At 61.9% G+C, this 19,729-nt stretch carries 17 protein-coding genes and 1 tRNA gene; 10 read left to right on the forward strand and 8 right to left on the reverse strand.

Translation table 11 applies throughout. The features are described from left to right. The first annotated feature begins 1 nt into the window (after window position 1). From OU694_RS12040 to OU694_RS12050, 3 genes are read left to right on the forward strand one after another with little or no spacing between them, the layout of a single operon-like run. Window positions 2-412 carry a group I truncated hemoglobin gene (locus tag OU694_RS12040; protein ID WP_308911252.1) on the forward strand — a complete coding sequence of 137 codons (411 nt, stop codon included), beginning with the start codon at window positions 2-4 and terminating at the stop codon, window positions 410-412. A gap of 14 nt (window positions 413-426) precedes the next feature. Beyond that, window positions 427-2,358: an ATP-binding protein gene (locus OU694_RS12045; RefSeq protein WP_308911253.1), complete on the forward strand. Its 1,932-nt coding sequence runs from the start codon at window positions 427-429 to the stop codon at window positions 2,356-2,358. Then, window positions 2,342-2,668, forward strand: a complete 327-nt coding sequence (locus tag OU694_RS12050) for a plastocyanin/azurin family copper-binding protein (RefSeq protein ID WP_308911254.1) — start codon at window positions 2,342-2,344, stop codon at window positions 2,666-2,668. The genes OU694_RS12045 and OU694_RS12050 overlap by 17 nt, the downstream gene beginning before the upstream one ends. 13 nt (window positions 2,669-2,681) lie before the next feature. On the opposite strand, the gene OU694_RS12055 is transcribed toward OU694_RS12050, so the two are convergent. Further along, on the reverse strand, window positions 2,682-3,845 hold the full coding sequence (locus OU694_RS12055; RefSeq protein WP_308911255.1) for a type III PLP-dependent enzyme: 1,164 nt from the start codon (window positions 3,843-3,845) through the stop codon (window positions 2,682-2,684). Window positions 3,846-4,015: 170 nt separating this feature from the next. Here OU694_RS12055 and OU694_RS12060 point away from each other — a divergent pair, with 170 nt between their 5' ends. Further along, window positions 4,016-4,594, forward strand: coding sequence for a response regulator (locus OU694_RS12060; protein ID WP_308911256.1), 579 nt, complete (start codon window positions 4,016-4,018; stop codon window positions 4,592-4,594). A gap of 73 nt (window positions 4,595-4,667) precedes the next feature. Further along, entirely contained in the window at window positions 4,668-4,883 is a 216-nt protein-coding gene (locus OU694_RS12065) for a SlyX family protein (RefSeq protein WP_308911257.1), read from the forward strand. On the opposite strand, the gene OU694_RS12070 is transcribed toward OU694_RS12065, so the two are convergent. Both OU694_RS12070 and OU694_RS12075 read right to left on the reverse strand, forming a co-directional pair. Beyond that, the gene (locus OU694_RS12070) at window positions 4,877-5,683 is read right to left on the reverse strand and encodes a transporter substrate-binding domain-containing protein (protein ID WP_308911258.1); all 807 of its coding nucleotides are present in this window, start codon (window positions 5,681-5,683) and stop codon (window positions 4,877-4,879) included. The genes OU694_RS12065 and OU694_RS12070 overlap by 7 nt on opposite strands. Window positions 5,684-5,784: 101 nt before the next feature. Then, window positions 5,785-7,218 (reverse strand): alpha-amylase family glycosyl hydrolase, encoded by a 1,434-nt coding sequence (locus tag OU694_RS12075; RefSeq protein WP_308911259.1) that lies wholly within the window; start codon window positions 7,216-7,218, stop codon window positions 5,785-5,787. Between the two features lie 114 nt (window positions 7,219-7,332). On the opposite strand from OU694_RS12075, the gene selD reads away from it, so the two are divergent. The 5 genes from selD to OU694_RS12100 all read left to right on the forward strand — a co-directional run bounded on the left by selD (window position 7,333) and on the right by OU694_RS12100 (window position 14,962). Continuing rightward, window positions 7,333-8,373 carry a selenide, water dikinase SelD gene (gene selD, locus OU694_RS12080; protein ID WP_308911260.1) on the forward strand — a complete coding sequence of 347 codons (1,041 nt, stop codon included), beginning with the start codon at window positions 7,333-7,335 and terminating at the stop codon, window positions 8,371-8,373. A gap of 3 nt (window positions 8,374-8,376) precedes the next feature. Beyond that, window positions 8,377-9,477, forward strand: coding sequence for a tRNA 2-selenouridine(34) synthase MnmH (gene mnmH / locus OU694_RS12085; RefSeq protein WP_308911261.1), 1,101 nt, complete (start codon window positions 8,377-8,379; stop codon window positions 9,475-9,477). Window positions 9,478-9,660: 183 nt separating this feature from the next. Further along, a complete protein-coding gene (locus OU694_RS12090) occupies window positions 9,661-12,483 on the forward strand; it encodes a DUF3857 domain-containing protein (protein ID WP_308911262.1) in 2,823 nt (940 codons plus the stop codon). Between the two features lie 88 nt (window positions 12,484-12,571). After that, on the forward strand, window positions 12,572-14,116 hold the full coding sequence (locus OU694_RS12095; RefSeq protein ID WP_308911263.1) for a class I adenylate-forming enzyme family protein: 1,545 nt from the start codon (window positions 12,572-12,574) through the stop codon (window positions 14,114-14,116). A gap of 96 nt (window positions 14,117-14,212) precedes the next feature. Beyond that, window positions 14,213-14,962, forward strand: coding sequence for a substrate-binding periplasmic protein (locus tag OU694_RS12100; RefSeq protein WP_308911264.1), 750 nt, complete (start codon window positions 14,213-14,215; stop codon window positions 14,960-14,962). A gap of 14 nt (window positions 14,963-14,976) precedes the next feature. Here OU694_RS12100 and OU694_RS12105 read toward each other — a convergent pair whose 3' ends face one another. The 5 genes from OU694_RS12105 to OU694_RS12125 form a co-directional block, all read right to left on the reverse strand. After that, a complete protein-coding gene (locus tag OU694_RS12105; RefSeq protein ID WP_308911265.1) occupies window positions 14,977-17,070 on the reverse strand; it encodes a methyl-accepting chemotaxis protein in 2,094 nt (697 codons plus the stop codon). A 276-nt stretch (window positions 17,071-17,346) separates the two neighbouring features. Further along, a tRNA-Phe gene (locus tag OU694_RS12110) sits at window positions 17,347-17,422 on the reverse strand. Window positions 17,423-17,543: 121 nt separating this feature from the next. Next, a complete protein-coding gene (locus tag OU694_RS12115) occupies window positions 17,544-17,732 on the reverse strand; it encodes a DNA gyrase inhibitor YacG (RefSeq protein WP_308911266.1) in 189 nt (62 codons plus the stop codon). A gap of 4 nt (window positions 17,733-17,736) precedes the next feature. Then, window positions 17,737-19,125 carry a ribonuclease E/G gene (locus OU694_RS12120; protein WP_308911267.1) on the reverse strand — a complete coding sequence of 463 codons (1,389 nt, stop codon included), beginning with the start codon at window positions 19,123-19,125 and terminating at the stop codon, window positions 17,737-17,739. Continuing rightward, a complete protein-coding gene (locus OU694_RS12125; RefSeq protein WP_308911268.1) occupies window positions 19,122-19,715 on the reverse strand; it encodes a Maf family protein in 594 nt (197 codons plus the stop codon). Before OU694_RS12125 ends, OU694_RS12120 begins: the two co-directional genes overlap by 4 nt. Window positions 19,716-19,729 lie beyond the last annotated feature (14 nt).

Consider the following 19,729-nt stretch of genomic DNA (forward strand, 5'->3'; position numbering starts at 1 on the left):
CATGCGTATGGCCTTTCAAATCGCGGTATCCCTTCTTCTTGCCGCCCCGGCGCATGCCGATACGCTGTTTGAGCGGCTCGGCGGGATGGACATGATCACCCGGATTTCCGAGCGGACGATCGATATTGCGGCCGCCGACCCGCTGATCGGCCCGCACTGGGAGGAATCGAATCTCGTGCGGGTGAAGGCGAAACTTGCCGAACAGATTTGCGAGCTTTCGGGTGGCCCCTGCAAATACAGCGGCAACGACATGGTGCAGGTGCACAAGCCCTTCAAATTCACCAATGCCGATTTCAACCGGCTGGTCGAGAATCTGCAGCAGGCAATGGATGAAAGCGGCGTCGACCATGCCACCCAGAACCGCCTGCTGGCCCTTCTCGCCCCCATGCAGCGCGAGATCGTGACCCGTTGATGAAAGAGCACGCCGTGAACAGGGAAGCAGCCGAGACCGGATTGCCGCCGTGGCGGCGGATGCTGGTTTCCGTGCGCGCCAAGCTTTTCCTCGGCTTCGCGGCGATGGGGTTGCTGGTCGTCGGGGTCGGCCTTTATGCCTATCTTGCCATCGGCCGTGCCGGCGAGATTGTGGAAGACATCTACAACCGTCCCCTGATGGCGATCAATTTCACAAGGGCCGCAAGCTTCGATTTCTCGCAGATGCAGGCGCGCTACCTGAAGCTTCGTGAGCGGGGCGAGAAAAGCGGCAAATCGCTTGATGAACTGCATGAACTGATTCATGACGACCTGGCGGTGGCGCACGAGCGCGCCCTCACCGAACGCTCCCGCCGCATGATCGAACAGTTGCGCCTCGATATCGACGCCTGGGTCTATACGGTGAAGGGCCTCCTGATCACGCCTGATCCACGCGCTGTCGCCAATCTTGATGCCACCACGGACGACATCATCGAACGCTTCGATATCGTGGTTGAACTGCAGTCAGTCGCGGGCTTCGAGGAACGCCAGAAGGCGGTGATGGAGATCGCAACCACCGTGCGGGTGAATGTGGCGGTAACCGGCCTCGCGCTCGTGCTGGCGATTGTTGTGACGCTGCTGCTGGCGCGGCTCCTGCTCGGGCCGCTGCTCGCGGCGTCACAGTCCGCGTCGCGCATTGCACAGGGGCATCTGGACACGCCAATCCCTGAAGGCGGAGCGGACGAGACCGGGCGGCTGCTGCGCGCCCTTCGGGTGATGCAAAAGTCGATCATCGATCTGGTATCGCGTGAGAAGAACCAGAAGCAGATGGCGGAAGACAGGCTCACCGACGCGCTCGCCAACAGCCGTGAAGCCATCATCATTGTCGATGCGGACGGCCTGATTGTGATGGTGAACGACACCGCCTCGGCCCTTTTCAGCCGCCTCGGCCCGCTTGTGGGCGAACGCTTCAACCGGCTTTTCTACACGAACGGCGTGCCGGTCGCGGAAGAAGACCGGGCCGTCGCCGTGGCTTCAACAAGCAGTGAGCCCGGTGCGGCAGTCGAAATGCAGCTTGAAAACGGCAACTGGCTGCGCCACAGCCGCAGCCGCACGCGCGATGGCGGCCTTTTTGCTCTCTGGTCGGATATCACCGAGGTGAAGGCTCGCGAGGTGCAGCTCCTTGTCGCCAAGCAGGAAGCCGAAGCGGCGAACGAGGTGAAGTCGCGCTTCCTGTCGAACATGAGCCACGAACTGAGGACCCCCCTCAATGCCATTATCGGCTTCGCTGATGTGATCGTCACCGAAACGCATGAGCAGGAAAAGATGGCGACAATCACCGGCCATGCGCGGGAAATCCAGTCGGGCGGCGACCATCTTTTGCGGATCATCAACAATGTGCTCGATCTCACCCGTCACGATCATGGCAAGGTGGTGGTTCGCCTGCAGCGTGCTGACCTCGGGGCGCTTCTGGAACAGTGCCGGGGCATGATGGGGGCAGAAGCCGAAGCGCGTGGCATCCGCCTGCGCTATCAGGAGCCGGTCGGCACAGCCTGGAGCAAAGTGGACCCCGCCCAGATCCTGCAAAGCCTTTTGAACATCCTGTCGAACGCCATCAAATTCTCGCACGATGGCGCGGCGGTGGATCTTTCCATCGATACGCATATCGGCACCGAGCATCATATCCGCATCAGCGATGCCGGCATCGGCATTGATCCCAAGGATATCCCGGTGGCGCTCACCGCCTTCGGGCAGGTGGAATCGAGCCGCGACCGCCACTATGAGGGCACCGGGCTCGGCCTCACGCTTGCCAAGGCGCTCGTCGAGCAGAATGGCGGTCGTCTTATCCTTGAAAGCGAGCTCGGGGTCGGTACGATGGTGACCGTTGCCTTGCCGGTAGACGGCGAGGAATCGCAGGCGGTGGAATTCGACGATGACGACTTTATCTAGATCGGTTCTTTTGGGCCTTGCTGCCGCTCTCGTGGTGGGCGAGGCGGCGTGGGCGGCTGACCATCAGGTCAGCCAGCAGGGCCGGCGCTTCCATCCGGGCGAGATTGCGATCAAGGCAGGCGATACCGTCACCATCTCGAACGACGATGAATTCCTGCACCATGTTTATGTGAAGGGCGATGGGATGGATTACGATTCCGGCGGGCAGCCGATCGGCACCTCGCTCACGATCCCGTTTCCTGTGAAGGGCGTGTTCGAGGTGCGCTGCGACATCCATCCCAAAATGCGGCTGACCGTGACGGTCGAATAGGCGCCCGCGACGATCAGATATAATGCGCTTGCAGCGGCGGGAAGCCGTTGAACTCGATTGCCGAATAGCTGGTGGTGTAGGCGCCGGTCGAGAACCAGTAGAGCCGGTCGCCGATCTGCAGGTCGAGCGGCAGCGGATATTTGAAATCCTCGTACATGATGTCGGCGCTGTCGCAGGTGGGCCCGGCGATGGTGCAGCCCTCAAGCTCGCCATTGCGGTCGGTATAGATCGGATATTTGATGGCTTCGTCCATCGTCTCGATGAGGCCCGAGAATTTGCCGACGTCGGTGAAGACCCAGCGGTTGAGCGACGTGTTGCCCTTGCGACTGATCAGCACGACCTCGGAGACAAGGATACCGGCGTTTGCCACGAGCGAACGGCCGGGCTCGAGGATGATTTCCGGCATTTCGTCGCCGAAGTCTTCCTCAAGGAAACGGGTGATTTCCTCGGCATAGGTCGCGGTGTCGTTGGTGCGAACGATATAGTTGCCGGGGAAGCCGCCCCCCATGTTGATCATCTTCAGCGTGATACCGTCCTCATTCTTCAGCCGGTCATAGATCAGCTTTACCTTGCCAAGGGCAGCGTCCCACGCGCCGATGTCGCGCTGCTGCGATCCCACATGGAAGGAGATGCCATAGGGCACGAGGCCAAGTTCGCGGGCGAGGATCAGCAGGTCCAGCGCCATGTCGTTCTGGCAGCCGAACTTGCGGCTAAGCGGCCAGTCGGCGGTCAGCGTACCTTCGGTAAGGATGCGCACATAGACCCGGCTGCCCGGCGCTTCCTTCGCGATATTGCGGAGATCGGCTTCTGAATCGGTGGCAAAGAGCCGCACGCCCTTTTCAAAGAAATAACGCACATCGCGCGCCTTCTTGATCGTGTTACCATAAGAGATGCGGTCCGGCGTCACGCCTTCGGCGAGCACCTTGTCGAGCTCGTAACGCGAGGCGATGTCGAAATTCGAGCCCTTGTCCTTCAACAGCTTCAGGATTTGCGGGGCGGGGTTCGCCTTCACCGCATAATAGATTTTGGCGAAGGGGAAGGCAGAGGTCAGCTCGTCAAAGCCTTTGCCGATGATTGAGGTGTCTACCACCAGAAAGGGTGTTTCGTGTTTGGCGGCCTCAGCCTTGATTCGCGAGAAACTATCGTTCGTGTAGAAGTCGGCAGCGTTGATTTTCATGGCTTTTCCCTTCTGCGTTTCAAGGCGGGACAGGTGAGGGGAAAGACGCTAGGGCGAAAGGGGCAAAGGGGTCAAGAGACCAGACTTTTTGTCAGGGCTGTTGACTCTTTCTCTACCGCCCCGTGATATGGCTGCCGGGGGCGCTGGTGAAACTCAGGCAGGGGTCTGACATGCACGATGGCATCGAACCGAAGGACACGCCCGCACGCCGGGAAACCGTGACGACGGAAAAGGCGTCCCCTCGCATCCTTATCGTTGAAGATATCAATTTCATGGCGCGGCTTGTGGCCGCCCAGCTGAACGCCGTCGGTTACAAAGAGGTGTCCATTGTCCATGACGGTGCCGAGGCACTGGAACTGCTGACGCGCAAGCCTTTCGATGTGATCGTCACTGACTGGCTGATGGTGCCGGTGGGAGGGCGGGAACTGTGCCACAATTTGCGCCGCGCCAATGACAGCCCGGCGCCGGGCATCGCCATTATCGCTGTGTCAGCCCATATCGATCACAATACCATCGACGAAATGCTGAGGGCGGGCGTCGACGAAATCGTTGCCAAGCCGCTCGTGGTTGAGGAACTGCTCAAGCGGCTGAAGCTGGTTATCGCGGAACCCCGCCAGTTTGTGCGCACCAAAACATATTTCGGCCCGGATCGCCGCCGCCGCTACAATCCCGCTTTCGGAGACACGGAACGGCGCAAGAGCCCGCCGAAGCTTGAAGGCCGGCCGAAGACGCGGCGCAAGATGCAGTGATGACCCTTCCATTCTCCGGCGGCAGCGGCCATATACGGACGGAACCCTTGGACTGGCCGAAAGGATAAGCCCTATGCACGACCGGGAAAAGATCGAGGAACGGCTCGTCACACTTGAAACGCGGCTCGCCTTTCAGGACGAGACGATCGAGACGCTCAATAGCGTGGTGAAAGACCAGTGGATGGCAATCGACCGGCTGCAGCGCATGCTTTCCCGCTTCGATGGCCGGCTTGCTGAAATCGAGGACAATATCGAAATCGCACCGCCGCAGAAGCCGCCTCACTATTGAGGGGGCAGGTCGCCACGTATGTCAGCTTTTGGGAGCCCGGCCAGAAGGGTTTTCAAGAGGCCCGGGTCGATGGATTTGGGTGCGGCAAGCCAGGGTGAATTCGGCCCGGTGATCGGCATCCGCACGACCAGCAGATCGGCAATCGCATCGCCGTCCTCGGACCTGACGGACAGGTCGCCGGGAATTTCCGACAAGAAATCCACGCGCCCGCGCAGCAGCATCTGTTCGGCAAGGCCTTGATGCGCCTCTGCTACTTCGACGATCCGGTCTTCCGAAAAGCCGAAATCCCTGAGTGCCTGGCATTGGGCGGAACTTGCTGTGCAGGCGGCCTTGCAGGTGCTTTTCATGATGTCCTCGCGGGTCATGGCTTCCTGCGGTGAGCCGCGTCGTGCGATCAGGTGGATGGCCTCGCCCCGCTCCATCGAAATCAGCCAGTGGAACAGGTCTTCGCGCGCCGGCGTGCGCAGCATGTTGAAAATGAGGGCATTGTCGCGCTGCTGGACCGAGCGGTAGGCCCGGCCCCAGGGCATGAAGACGAAGGCATAGCTAAGGCCGGTCCCGTCGAGATAGGCGCTGATGCGGCGCCGGTCGGATTCGGACTGCAGCCTGTCGGCGTCCTTCACATGTTCCATGGAGGTCAGGTTGCCGAAAACGATCAGGTCCGGCTGTGCATTCGGCCCGTCTGCCATCGTGGCGGTCAGGGGCGTCGGCTGCCCCGGGGCGGCGCCGGCCAACATCAGGAAAGCCGCAACTGCAGCCAGTGTCCGTCCGATCCGTCCTGCCGTGCGTGACGGGATCATGGTCCGCTACTTCCCCTTGGTTGGACCGGCTTCTGATCGCCGAGCCTGACAGAAGCTTATACTGCCGCTGAAATAATGCAACCTGTCCAGTGGGTTGCAGGCTATTCGCCAGCCGGTTCGGAGAAGACCATGTATCCCCAGGGCGCCAGATCAAAGCGCGTATCGGCGGAAAGTCTCGCAGGCGTTGAAACCTCGGGGCCGCGGTCTGACGCAAACGTTTCAGCATAGCTGCCCACGAACATCGGTTCCCTGAAACCGACGTTGACGGGCTTGTCGGTCATGTTGAACACCGCAAAGACCTTCGCCTTGCCCTTCTGGCGCATGAAGCTGAAAACCTCGCTCGGGCGGTCGTTGACCACGCGCACCATGCGCGCACCGGCGGCGCCGTTCCAGAGCGCTTGGTTTTCGTCCTTCATCTTGAAGAGGCGGGTATAGAAGGCCTCGAGCGGCAGCTTTTTCGGCCAGTCAATCGGGTCGCGCTCGAAAAACGCCAGCCGCTTGTCGAGCCCGGCTTCCTGCCCGTTATAGATCATAGGCATACCCTCGCCGACAATGGCCAGCACCGCGGCAGATTCGAAGCCCTTGCCGAACAGCTCGGCGTCCGTGCCTTCCCAGGCATTCTTGTCGTGGTTCGAGGTATAGGTCATGCGGTAGCCATCTTCGGGCCAGCCGCTTTCATTGTTGGAATAATAGCCAAAAAGCGCTCCGACGTCGGCCCTGCCTTGCGCCACACCCTTCATGGAATCGAACCATTCCCAGCTGTAGGTGGCGTCGAAGGCCTTTGCCATCAGGTCACGGCTCTGCCATTCGGCCAGCATGAAGACGGGCTTGATGGCATCAAGCTCGGCCCGCACCTTTTCCCAGAAATCGAGGGGCACATAGCCTGCCACATCGCAGCGGAAGCCATCGAAGCCCACTTCCTGAACCCAGAATTTCATGGCGTCCGCCATATAGGCGCGGACCTCAGGCTTCGAATAATCAAGGTCGATAATGTCTTCCCAATCCCACCATGGTGTGGGGCGGAAATCGCCTTTCCAGTCGCGCTCGTACCAGTCGGGATGGTCGGCGGCGAGCGCATTGTCCCACGCTGTATGGTTGGCGACCCAGTCAAGGATCACATGAAGACCAAGCTTGTGGGCCGCTGCCAGAAATGCTTTCAGCTCCTCCATCGTGCCGAATTCGGGATTGACCTTGTAATAATCCCTGATCGAATAGGGGCTGCCGAGCGTGCCTTTGCGGTTCCGCACGCCGATTTCCTGCACCGGCATCAGCCACAGGATATCCACCCCCATCGCCTTCAGGCGCGGCAACTGTTTCGCGGCGGCGGTGAAGGTGCCTTCGGGCGTGAACTGGCGGGTGTTGATCTGGTAGATTACAGCCTTCTTCGCCCATTCGGGATGGGTCAATTTCACATAGGGCTCCGGCTGGTGCTGCGCGAGCGCGGCTTCGTCGGCGGCACCGGCCGGGAACATCCCGAGGCTCGCGGCAGCCAACATCAATGGCAACAGGATCGGCAGGCAGCGTGCGGTCATCATGTGGTCCCCTTGTCCCTCAAACAGAAGCCCAGAATGGTTTGCCGCGCGGGCCTTCGTCAAGCTGGCGCTTGGCAGCGGGCGCGGCTATGAAGGGGCAACAGGGAGGACGACACGATGACGACCGATACGATCCGGCTGACCGAATTCAGCCACGGGGCGGGCTGCGGCTGCAAAATCTCGCCAAAGGTGCTGGACACGATCCTTGCCTCGAACGTGATCGCGCCGCCGGATGCCGCGCTCCTTGTCGGCAATTCAAGCCGGGATGACGCCGCTGCCTATGACATCGGCGGCGGGCAGGCGATCCTGTCGACCACCGATTTCTTCATGCCGATTGCCGATGATCCTTATGACTTCGGCCGTATCGCCGCGACGAATGCCATCAGCGACATCTATGCCATGGGCGGGCGGCCGCTGATGGCCATCGCGATCCTCGGCTGGCCGGTGAATGTGTTGCCGCCCGAAGTCGCTCGCCGGGTGATCGAAGGCGGCCGCGCTGTTTGCGCCGATGCCGGCATCCCGCTAGCCGGTGGCCATTCGATCGATGCGCCTGAACCCATCTTCGGCCTCGCCGTCACGGGGCAGGTAGCCATCGACGACCTGAAGCGCAACGACACGGCGGCCGAAGGCGATATTCTCTATCTTACCAAGCCGCTTGGGGTGGGTATCCTGACGACCGCCCAGAAGCAGAAGAAGCTGCGCGCCGAACATGCGACGCTGGCCCGCGATACCATGTGTATTCTCAACAGCATCGGCAGCGAACTGGCGCGGATCGACGGCGTGAATGCCATGACAGATGTGACCGGCTTCGGGCTCCTCGGGCATCTGGCTGAAATGGCGGAGGGCAGCGGGCTGACGGCAGAGATCGACTTTGACGCCGTGCCGGTGTTGGCGCCCGCGAAAGACTATCTCGCCGAGGGTTGTGTGCCCGGAGGCACGCTCCGCAATTTCGACAGTTACGGCCATAAGGTCGCGACGCTCGACAGCAACCAGCGCGCCCTGCTTGCCGATCCGCAAACCAGTGGCGGGCTGCTGGTTGCGGTGCGGCCGGGTGCGGCGGTGGCGGTGGAAGCCTGCCTTGGCGCGCGCGGACTCCATGACAAGCCGATCGGGCGCCTGATGGCGCCCGCGTCCGGGCCGGTGATCCGGGTGTGCTGATCGATGAAAAGCCGCCTCAGCGAGGACTATCGCGCGATCTTCATGGGCGACACGCCAATGATCGACCTGCGCTCGCCGGGCGAATTCGCGCGGGGCTCGTTCCCGCACACGGTCAACCTGCCGCTGATGACGAACGAGGAACGCGCCATCGTCGGCACCACCTACAAACAGCAAGGCCAGGCGGAGGCGATCAAACGCGGCCATGCGCTTGTCTCGGGCGCTGTGAAAGAAGCCCGCGTGGCGGCTTGGGCGGATTTTGCCCGTGCTCACCCCGATGGCCTTCTGTTCTGCTGGCGGGGCGGTCTCCGGTCCGAAATCACGCAGGGCTGGCTGCGTGATGCAGGCGTCGATTATCCGCGCGTAGCCGGGGGTTACAAGGCGCTCCGCCGCTACCTGATCGACACGGGCGAGCGCATTTGCCGAGAGGCGGAGTTTGTGGTCGTTGCCGGGCGTACCGGCACCGGCAAGACCCACTTGCTGAATAATCTCGCCAGCAGTGTCGATCTTGAAGGCCTCGCCCGGCATCGGGGGTCAAGCTTTGGCCGCCGGCCCGGCGACCAGCCAAGCCAGATCGATTTCGAGAACCGGCTTTCCATCGCGCTTCTGCGGGCGGAAGCCAAGGGCGGCGCCATCCTGATCGAGGACGAGGGCAATCGCATCGGCCAGCGCGCCCTGCCGCCTGCGCTCATTGCCCGTATCCAGTCGGCGCCGACGCTGGTCGTCGAGGAACCTTTCGCGGCGCGGGTGGAGACGATCCTTGGCGACTATGTCACCGACATGCTGGCCGAGCATGAGGCCTTCTACGGCGACGAGGGGTTCGAGCGTTTCGCAGGCTTTTTGCAGGATGCCCTTGCCCGCATCGCCAAGCGGCTTGGCGGCCTGCGTTATGGCGAAATCGCTGCGCTGATGGCAGACGCCCTTACCCACCAGCGCGTCACTGGCGACGTGGCCTTGCACCGCGCCTGGATCGAACGCCTTCTCCGCGACTATTACGACCCCATGTATGACTATCAGCTCCGCCAGAACGAACGGCCCGTGCTGATGCGCGGCAGCAAAGCCGAGCATGTTGCCCGGTATGGGGCTCATATGGTTCAGGGTTCCTGAAGCCTGTCGGCATTGTCTGGACAAGGAAGTTAGCGCGCTACTATAAGAAAAAATACTTCAATTTAAGGGGGAATATTCGCCGATATGTTTCCGTCTTTTTCGCGTGGTGCGCATTCAATTCCAAAGATTCTTTTCCTTGCCCTGATAATGTTGGCCGGTGTGGCGAGCGCCGAGGATTTCGAGGTGTCACCCCCGCCTGACTGGGTGAAAGAGCGCACGGTGGACTTCAGTGCGCCTGTCGATAGCGCGCAGGCCACAGATTTCTTTCTGAGCGACCTTCAGATGCGGGCCGGTGCAGTACCCAATCAGTCCTATCAACGGCTTGTCTTCAGGATGAATACAATTCAGGCCGTCCAGAGCTTTGGCAACCTGCGTATCGTCTATTTTCCGGCATTCCAGAAACTGGCAATCCACCATGTCCATGTGGTGCGCAACGGGCAAAGTATCGACATGCTGCCCACGGCGAGGGTCACCTACGAGACGCAGCAGACTGCAGCAGGCGAGCCCGAGCATGAAGGCGCGACGGCGGTTAATCTGTTTCTGGCTGACGTGCGGCGTGGCGATACGATCGACTATGCCCTGACCTTCTCTGGCCAGAACGAGGCTTTTGGTGATCATGTCCTCCTGAGCGGGGCACTTTTCCCGGGCGTCGAGATGAAGAATGTTTTTCACAGGGTACTCGTCCCGAAGGACAGGGATGTCCGCTTGGTGACCTATGCCGGGTATCCGGAGCCGACAACCCGTGTGACGGGTGACTGGCGCGAGTACGAGACCCACTGGCCCGGCTTTTATCTGGAGACCCTTGAACCTGGCACACCGGTCTGGGTGCCGCAGGTGCCTGTCTTCGGGATGAGTGACTTCCCCGATTGGGCGGCGGTCCGGCAATGGGCTGAAGGTCTTTTCAACGCCGGCGGCGAGGTGGATTCGGAAGTTGCGTCGCGTGCGGCCGGGCTGGTTGAGGGGGCGACGACCCGTCGGGACAAGCTGGAGAGGCTTCTGCGTTTTATGCAGGCCGAGATTCGCTATGTGGGGATGGAGATCGGCCGCAACGGATTTCGGCCGTTTGCGCCGGCTGTGGTGCTTGATCGTCGGTACGGCGACTGCAAGGATCAGGCGATGCTGCTGGTGGCGATGCTGCACAGCATCGGCATTGACGCCAAGCCCGTCCTTGTGAACAGCGGTGGGCGGCACCTTGTGGAACTTTCAGGCCCCGCACCGACAGCGTTTGATCATCTGATCGTGCGGGTGGATGTTGAGGACGGGACAGTCTGGGTTGATCCGACGATGCCCATTGTGAACGGGGCTGCCGCCGATTTTCTGACGGGTAATTTCGGAACCGGCCTTGTGGTGGATGACAAGGCCACCGCACTTGAAGAGATTCCCGACCCTGTCCTGCGCCAGGAAACCCCCGATGTGCGGGTGGCGGACACCTTCGACCTGCCGGGCGGGCTCTCGGCAGAAGGTACATGGACCCGACGCTCGACCTATGTCGGAAGATCCGCCAAGGAGGCAAGGCTCGTCATCGAGAACATGGGACAGGCGGCCTTTGCGAACGCTTTGTTCAAGTTGCAGCAGAATGGCAGTTTCAAAGGTATCGACCAGTCAGAGGTCACGCAATTCCACCTGGATGGGCCCGAAGTGGTGATCATCGAGAAGTATCGATTGCCCCAGCCGGGCGAGTATGACGCCGAAGACAATGTGACCCGCTTCTCTTTCAGACCGCGCAATATTGTGGATTTGCTTCGGTGGACCGAAAACAGCGAGGCGCGAAAAACCCCTGTCGGCTTGCCGGGCATTTCAAGGCGCGAGACGATACTCACGGTGAATATGCCCGGAATGAACAATGTTCATTATGTGCGGGAGGCAAAAAGCGCTTACCACGACTTTCGCATTGCCGGCCGCCTCCTCGGCGATACGCTTAGGGTTTCGTATAAGTATGATGTGCTTGCGGATCAGGTTGAAGTGCGCGACGTGGCGACCTTTAACGAGCAAGTTGACAAGATTTGGCGGGCTAGCAACGTCATATTGTGGACAGCGGGAAAAGACGGAACGAGCGAAATCCGTGTCAGTGTCCCGCCTGAAATGATGCCGGATGCTGAAGCCGAGAATAACCAGCAGGCTGCTGCGGAGCGATGGCGCAGTGTTCAGGAGCGATTTGCTGCCCATTTTGAAAAATCGGGCTCCCCTTTCACGGTCGACTTTGCGGCGGTGCGACAGGAGGTGGCCACCTTCCTTGACATGCCCGGGGTGGAAAAGGGCCTCGTGAATTTTGTCCTGATGAACTGCGCCAAATCAGCCCAGAAAGCGGGACGTCATGAGGATGCAGTGCATTTTCTGGGGCTTCTGAAAGAACGTACAGATCATACAGATATATTGCTGTTGGAAGCCCTTGCGACATCGCACGGGGCCCTGGGCGATTATGCTGCGGCAGGCGTGGCCCTTCAGGAAATACTGAAATACCGGCAAGACGATAATAATCCGGACATGTTCGAGATCCGGCAGCTTTACGAAAGGATGCGGGTCAATCATTGGCTTCAGGGTGACCTCGCGGCCGTTGCAGCTGACCTCGAAGCGCTTCTCGGAATGGATTACGATCAGACGAATGGCCTGCGTGAGCTTGCATATCTCTATGATCGCATGGGCGACGGCGAGGCCGCGGCAAGGACGCGGGCTCGTTTGTCCAAGGCCGAAATCTCCGAATGGCCAGCCTCTGCTGCCGAGGGCAGTGCCAGACGGCAGCTTCGCATCGTGTTCCAGCCGCCGCACGTCAAGACGCCTGAAATCTATCGTGACGGGATCGAAGGATATGCCAAGCTCACCTTCGATGTGCTGGTGGATGGCACCACCACGGACTGCAAGATTGTGGAAGCGTATCCCGAAGGATATTTTGAAAAGGTGGCGTGTGACCGTATCGCCAACACATACTACTTCCCTGCGGCTCCGTCCGAACCACAGGTAGAGGTCAGGGATGTGCCCCGGGAAATTGACTTCAGCTGGGACAGCTGACTGGGCGGCAATTGCCGCTTCCTCTTGGCAAGCCGGGGCGGGCAGGCAATAATCCGCCGGGGAGCGGAACCTTGGGGGAGGGCGAGCCTTGCACAGTGTTCACGAGCGCATCCACGACCATATCGAGGCGGGTGCCGCATCGGCGCCCGATCATGTCATCTGGTATCTGGGCGATGACGGCTGGAGCCACGCCCGCATCAAACAGGCGGTTGACAGTTTCGCCACCTCGCTTCTCACACTCGGCTACAAGCCGGGGGACCGCGTCGGCCTCCTCGCGCTCAACCAGCCTGAATGGCTGATTGCCTTTCTCGCGTGCTGCAAGCTCGGCCTCACGGCGGTCGGTCTCAGCGTGCGCTACAAACCCGACGAGATTGCCTTCATCCTCGGCCAGTCCGGCGCGCGCGGCGTGGTGACGCTGAAGGCCTTTGGCGAGGTCGACTACGCCGCCCTGTTCGAAGGGCTTAAGGACCGCCTTGAAAATCTCCGGGAGGTGATTGTCATCGGTGATGCGGCGCCGCTCGCCTTCCGCGATCTTGCAGCAAAGGCGCCGGACGCCGCAGCAATCGCGGCAGCGGATGCCGGGGTCACGGGCGATACGCCCTGCATGATCATCTATACCTCCGGCACTACGGGGCGGCCGAAGGGGGCGACCCTCACCCACCGCAGCATACTCGCCTCGGCCTATGCCCAGGTGCAGCATACGGGGCTAAACCGCGCCGACAGCCTGCCGCTTGTCCTGCCGCTCAATCATGTGGGCGGGCTTGTGTGCGGGGCGATGGCCTCGCTGGTGGCGGGGGCACAGATGCACCTCATTCCCGGCTTCTCGCCCGCGTTGCTGATCGACCTTCTGACGCGCACAAAAATCACCGTCCTGGGCGCGGTGCCGACCATGTATACGCTTCTTCTCGCGCAGCCGGGCTTTGCTGCGCTCGACATGCGCCACCTGCGCCTCGCGCTCGTTGGTGCCGCCGCGCCGACGCACGACCTGATCGGTGCCATGCGCGCACACTTCCCGCGTGCCGAGATCATGAATGTTTATGGCATGAGCGAAACCTCCGGCATCGTCGTGATGAATGATCCCGGCGAAAGTGCGGATCATATCGCCGCCTCCATCGGCCGCCCGCTTGGCGATTTCGAGGCGCGGATCGCGGGCGAGGACGGCCGGTTGCTGCCCCCCGGCGAAATCGGCGAATTGCAGATGCGGGGGGATGCGGTCATTGCGGCCTATCACGCGCTTCCCGGTGCCACCGCCGAGACCTTCATCGATGGTGGCTGGATCCGCACCGGCGACCTCGCCTACCGCGACGCGGACGGCCGCATCTTCCTGAAAGGGCGGCGCAAGGAGATGTATATCCAGGGCGGCTTCAACGTGTATCCGGTGGAGGTTGAAAATGTGCTTGCCGACCATCCGGCCGTGATGATCGCCGCCGGGATCGGGGTGCCGGATGCCATCCTTGGCGAGATCGGGAAATATTTCATCATTCCGCGCCCCGGCAGCGCGCCGACAGCCGACGAGCTGATCGCCCATTGCCGCACGCATCTGGCCGATTACAAGGTGCCGCGCATCATCGAGTTCCATGCCGAGCTGCCGATGACGCCCGCAGGCAAGGTGATGAAAGCCGCACTCCAGTAGGCGGATTCTGCCGTCTTGACGCCGCGGCCATCTTGGCTCATGGTCCGCCGCGCCGCCAGAAGGGGAGGCGTTGGAAAATCGGAACCGGGGGCCGGAATGACCGGACGGACGATCATGCAGAATGCAGTGAAAGGGCTGGCCTTTGCCGCCGCCAGCCTGTGGGCCGGCATTGCCCATGCGGATGAGGCCGGCGCGACGCCCGCCATCACCCTTTATACCGCGCACAATCCGCCGCATTCGATGCGCGATGCAGCAACGGGGAAATTCCGCGGCGTCGGCCACGATATCGTCACCGAAATGCTGCGCCGGGCCGGGGTTTCCTATCACATCATCCAGATGCCGATCGAACGCGCGCTTGCGGCCGTGGATGCGGACCCCAAAGCCTGCTTCTTCATCATGAACCACACGCCCGAGCGCGCCGATCGCTTCGCGTGGGTGAAGCCGATCTCCACCGGCGGCTGGGGGGTGTTCAAGCTGAAGGGCACGCCGATCACCGTCACCTCGGTCGAGGATCTGAAACAATATCTGGTCGTCACCCGCAACCAGGTGGCGGTGACAAGCTATGTGGACAGTATCGGCATCGAATCCGTGAAGGTGGATACGACGGCAAAGATGCTGGAGCTTCTTTATATCGGCCGGGCGCAGCTGTTGATTTACGGCACGCGGGATACACCGCGCCTTGTGGCGGCCTCGGGGCACGAGCCGCTGGAGCTTGCCCTGCAACTGACCCACACCGAAATCGGCATGGGCTGCAACCCCGCCATGTCACCCGATCTCATTGCCCGCCTGAACGAGATCAACGCAGGACTCGATGACGTTCGCGAAGCCGCCTACGCGCGGTATTGATCTCCCCTTATCTCCTACGATGCCTTGCGGATATTATCGAGGAAGGCCGAGATCGTGCTGCTCATGCTGCCGGACTGATCGACCAGCCGGTTGGCGGAAGAAAGAACCTGCGTGGCTGCCGAGCCGGTCGTTTGTGCAGCCTCACTGACCCCCTGGATGTTCGAGGTGACGTCATCGGTGCCGGCGGCGGTTTGCTGCACGGTCGTTGCGATCTCGTTGGTCGCCGCCCCTTGTTCTTCCACCGCCGCAGCGATCATCGACGAGATTTCATTCATCGAGGCAATCGTGCGGTTGATGCGATCAATCGAGGAAACAGCCTTCTGGGTTTCGGCCTGGATTTCGGAAACCTGCGTGGTGATTTCCTCAGTGGCCTTCGCGGTGTGCTGCGCCAGCGATTTCACCTCGCTTGCAACCACCGCAAAGCCCCGCCCGGCATCGCCCGCCCGCGCGGCCTCGATGGTGGCATTGAGCGCAAGCAGGTTTGTCTGTTCGGCGATATCGTTGATCAGTTGCACCACGTTGCTGATGCGGTCGGCCGTTTCGACAAGGCCTTTGATGCCGGCATCCGCACTTCGGCCTTCGTCCGCCGCCACCTGCGCCAGTTCGTTGCTGCGATTGACCTGACGACTGATTTCATGGATCGAGGCACTCAGTTCTTCGGCACTTGTCGCGACGGCCTGCACATGGGCGGCGGTCTGCTGTGCAGCGGACGCCACGGTCGAGGCCTGAGTACCGGTTTCTTCAGCAGTTGAGGACATCAGCGAGGCGGTGTCCTGCAGCTCCCGCCCGGCCTGATCGAGTGTGGAGAGGAGCGCCATGGCAGTACTGTCGAAATCCCGGATCAGCCCATCGATATAGGCCTGCCGTTTGCGCTCGGCTTCCATCTGCGCTTCTTTTTCGCGCGCGCGCTCCGCCCGCGTTTCTTCCTCGGCGATCTTGCGTAGTCGCTCTTCCTCGGCCCTTGCGCGCTCCTGTTCTGCCATGCGGCGGTTATCGAGGAGTTTTTCACGGAAAATCTCGAGCCCCGCTGCCATCTTGCCGATCTCGTCCGCCCGGTCGCGGCCGGAGACATGGATATCGAGATTATCGGCGGCAAGCGCATCCACATCCCCCGTGATCGCCACGATGGGCCGCGCGATGCCGCGCCCGATAAAGACAGCTGCCCATAGCCCGAGGCCGATGGCAACCAGCGAGACGATGATGGTGAAGATCAGGCCGAACTGCAGCGCGGCATCAGTTTTGGGCCCGAGGGTATCCTGTTCCTTCTTGATATCGAGCTTGAAGGCTTCAAGGTCATCGGCCACCGCCCGCCCGGTTACATCCAGCTTGCCCGTCACCACGCCGTTCAGCGCATCGGTTGTTTCCTTCAGTTTCCGGAAGGCTTCAGCATATTCCTGCCGGGTACCGTCAAGCGCCGTGACGGCATCCCGGTGATGGGCCGCTGAAGGGCTGGTATGGATGCCCGAAAGCCTGTCTCCCGCCGTCGAGGCATGTTCCAGCGCCTGCGTATAGTCATGCTCGTTTTCCGACAGGACATATTTGTTGGCATGCAGGCGCATCATCATCATCGGATACAGCGCTTCATTGACGGCGATCATCAGGGCCATGTTATTGGTGCCCTTTGCAGCCTCGCCGATCGAAAGGAGCCCGGATTGCAGGTCCGGCCCCAGCCGGTCCAGCTTTTCTGACACCAGATGGTGTTTCTCGCGCTCCAGTATCGCGATCTGTTCAAAATATTCGGAATAGGCGCGGATATCGTTTCCCGCTTCCGTTACGAAGCCGACGCGGGGCGAGCCCTCCATCATCGCGATCAGTTCCTGCTGCGCGTGGAGTGTCTGGGCTGTGCGGTCCTGCACCCGGCTTGCAGCATCGTCGGAGGCGGTGATCAGATAATCCTTGGCGGCGATCCGGGCCGACAAAAGGTTTGCCTGCACGCGGGCCGCCTGCACGGCCTGCCGCGCGGTGGCGCGATATTCGGCAAAGGCATAGCGGCCCGTGAAAAGCTCCATGCTTGCCACCAGCGTGACGATGACAAAAAGCGCGATCACGGCGCCGAAGCCTGCGGCGATGCGGCGGGAAATGCTGAGTTTGTCGAAGCGGGATAACACGGATGGCCTCCTGTGGGTTCGGGGAGGGCACCGCGATGGAGCGATGCCCGGGTCACACCATCCCTGCCTTAAATTGCAGGGGAGGTGGAAATGTGGGGACTCATCACCATCAGAGGAGGACATGATACCGGCCACCGGGGCGATTGATCAACAGCAACCGGTTGGGGAGTAAAGGGGTTGCCCTTTGCTGGGCAGTTGATGCCGCCTGACACGCAGCAAGCGACCATGACCAAAGCCCAAAAACACAAAAACCCGCCGGTTAGGGCGGGTTTTGAGTGGTGCCCGGGGCCGGAATCGAACCAGCGACACGCGGATTTTCAATCCGCTGCTCTACCAACTGAGCTACCCGGGCGTCTGGGCATTTTGAGCGGGCGCGGGGTGCGTCCGTCAGTCAGCGAAGGGGCTTGTAGCCAATCTTGCCGGGCCTGTCCAGCCTTGGATTCAAAAAAATGCGGGGCTCGCGGCCCGTGCCTTCAATGGCGTGTGGGCCCCGTGTCCTCGTTGTCGTCTTCCATGCCCTGGTCGATATCCTGACTGGCCGGCAGCACATAGTCCTCGTTGAACCATTTGCCGAGGTCGAGGTCGGCGCAGCGCTTGCTGCAGAAGGGCCTGTAGGTGTCAACGGCGGGCTTGCCGCATTCGGGGCATTTTCCCTGGGCCATCGGGTCACTCCTTCACAATAGCCACACCGCCCGGCGTGGCGGTGGTGAGCTTCACCTGCCGCGCGGTGGCGGCGCTGAGGGCTTCTGTGAGCGCGGGGCGGGCTTCCAGCCAGCCGGTCACCGCCGCCTCGGCGCGGATCTCGATCTGGCCGGGCGTGTTGCCCATGCCGGCACGGCGGGCCTCGCGCAGTAACTTCAGCGCTGCACCCTGCGCCCGCATCGCAGGCTTGCGGGCAACCGTCAGGCGGTCGCGCAGGCTGAGCCCCGTGCGCTTGCGGGCGATTTCCACAAGGCCGAATGTCGAGATGCCGGTATGCTGGATCGGCACGCTGTCGGCCCGGAAGGCATCGTCCATCGCGGCCATCAGTTCGGCGGCGTGGCCCTTCGCGCCCATATCGATGAAATCGACGACGACAAGCCCGCCGATATCCTGAAAACGCAGGTGGAAGGCGATGGCCTGCACGGCTTCAAGATTGACCTGCAGCTTGGCGTCCACGGCACGGCGGCCCTGCAGGGCGGCCCCCATATTCACGTCAATCGCGGTCATCGCCGGGGTCGGGTGGATGCCGATCCAGCCGCCCGAGGGCAGTTCGATCCGGTCGGCGAGGGCTTCGTCGATGGCTTCTTCCACGCCCAAGGCTTCAAACGCCGGATGGTCGCCTTCATAAAGGGCGACACGGCGGAACAGGTCGGGCCAGCGGTTGCGGGCGAGGCCTTGTGCTGCATGCAGCGCATCGATATCGGTGACGAGCACCGGGCTGTCGCCGTCCTCCACCGCGAGCAGGGCCTGCTCGATGGGGGCGAGGGAGAATACGAGGCCTTCGGATTGGGGGGCGGTCAATGCCTCGGCGAGCCAGCGGGCTTCGTCGGCCACCGCCTCAGGCGTTACGCTGCTGGCGCGGCTGCGCACCACCAGCGCCACCTGATCGGCAATGGGAGAGAGAAGCTCGGTCAGCTCCTTCACCGCCTTGGGGCCAAGGTCTTTCGAGAAATTGAGGCGGCTCGCGCCCGCTTCCGCCACCACATAGCGGCCGGTGAGGCGCGGGCGGGGGGTGACGGGCAGCGCCTTGTCGTCGAGAAGCGAGGGCTCGGCCACCACCTGCACCCGCAGGCGCTCACCTTCCGCCACACAGTCGCCGATCGATTGCGCACTGCCGCCAACGATGAGCTTGGCGCGGCGCAGATTAAGGATGCCCGAACGCTTGCCGTCAAGATCGAGGAAAGCGATGTCGCTCGCGGTATCGAGCTTGGTGACGCGCGCGTCGAAGATCGCATGAAGCGGGGTGAGCGCGGCTTCGGCATGGAAATCGAGCGCGACGGGCAGGCCGTCCTCGTCGATCACGGCGCTACGCCATTCGCCGATCCCGGCTTCAATGAGGGTGCAGGCAGTCATTCGGATATCCCGTTGAGTGTGTGGGGCGCGTGGGCGACAAGCCAGCCGTTCACCTCGAAGAGCGGCAGACCGACGACCGATGTGTAGGAACCCGACAGGAAGCGCACGAAGGTGGAGCCATGCCCCTGCACCGCATAGCCACCAGCCTTGCCGCGCCACTCGCCGCCGGCGATATAGGCGTCGATCTCACGGGGCGACAGCACCTTGAAGGCGACCGTGGTGGTGACCGATTTGGTGCGCTGCTTGCCGTCTGCCGTTACAAGCGAGATGCCGGTGATGACGCGGTGGCGGCGGCCGGACAGCGCCTTGAGGCAGGTCCGTGCCGTGGCCTCGTCTTCCGCCTTCGGCAGGATGCGGCGGCCCAGCGCCACGACCGTATCGGCAGCCAGCACGATTGTGCCGGGCTCCCCTGCGGCGACAGCGGCGGCCTTTTCGGCAGCCAGTCGCTCGGCATGGGGCAACGGCAGCTCGCCCTTCATCGGCGTTTCGTCGATGTCGGCAGGGGCGACGGCATCAGGCGTCACCCCGATCTGGGCAAGAAGGGCCAGACGACGCGGCGAGGCCGACGCAAGGATGAAGCGCGGCGGCATGGCCGGATGCGGCC

Origin of the sequence: Pseudokordiimonas caeni (assembly GCF_026719705.1) — a bacterium.
GTDB classification, from domain to species: domain Bacteria; phylum Pseudomonadota; class Alphaproteobacteria; order Sphingomonadales; family Kordiimonadaceae; genus Gimibacter; species Gimibacter caeni.

Bases quoted from the DNA above. Each gene is read 5' to 3' on its own strand.
- OU694_RS12065 (WP_308911257.1), top strand. From the start codon at position 4,668: ATGCACGACCGGGAAAAGATCGAGGAACGGCTCGTCACACTTGAAACG.
- OU694_RS12060 (WP_308911256.1), top strand. From the start codon at position 4,016: ATGCACGATGGCATCGAACCGAAGGACACGCCCGCACGCCGGGAAACC.
- OU694_RS12125 (WP_308911268.1), bottom strand. From the start codon at position 19,715: ATGCCGCCGCGCTTCATCCTTGCGTCGGCCTCGCCGCGTCGTCTGGCC.
- OU694_RS12115 (WP_308911266.1), bottom strand. From the start codon at position 17,732: ATGGCCCAGGGAAAATGCCCCGAATGCGGCAAGCCCGCCGTTGACACC.
- OU694_RS12120 (WP_308911267.1), bottom strand. From the start codon at position 19,125: ATGACTGCCTGCACCCTCATTGAAGCCGGGATCGGCGAATGGCGTAGC.
- mnmH (WP_308911261.1), top strand. From the start codon at position 8,377: ATGAAAAGCCGCCTCAGCGAGGACTATCGCGCGATCTTCATGGGCGAC.
- OU694_RS12055 (WP_308911255.1), bottom strand. From the start codon at position 3,845: ATGAAAATCAACGCTGCCGACTTCTACACGAACGATAGTTTCTCGCGA.
- OU694_RS12075 (WP_308911259.1), bottom strand. From the start codon at position 7,218: ATGATGACCGCACGCTGCCTGCCGATCCTGTTGCCATTGATGTTGGCT.
- OU694_RS12040 (WP_308911252.1), top strand. From the start codon at position 2: ATGCGTATGGCCTTTCAAATCGCGGTATCCCTTCTTCTTGCCGCCCCG.
- OU694_RS12050 (WP_308911254.1), top strand. From the start codon at position 2,342: ATGACGACTTTATCTAGATCGGTTCTTTTGGGCCTTGCTGCCGCTCTC.
- OU694_RS12100 (WP_308911264.1), top strand. From the start codon at position 14,213: ATGACCGGACGGACGATCATGCAGAATGCAGTGAAAGGGCTGGCCTTT.
- OU694_RS12070 (WP_308911258.1), bottom strand. From the start codon at position 5,683: ATGATCCCGTCACGCACGGCAGGACGGATCGGACGGACACTGGCTGCA.
- selD (WP_308911260.1), top strand. From the start codon at position 7,333: ATGACGACCGATACGATCCGGCTGACCGAATTCAGCCACGGGGCGGGC.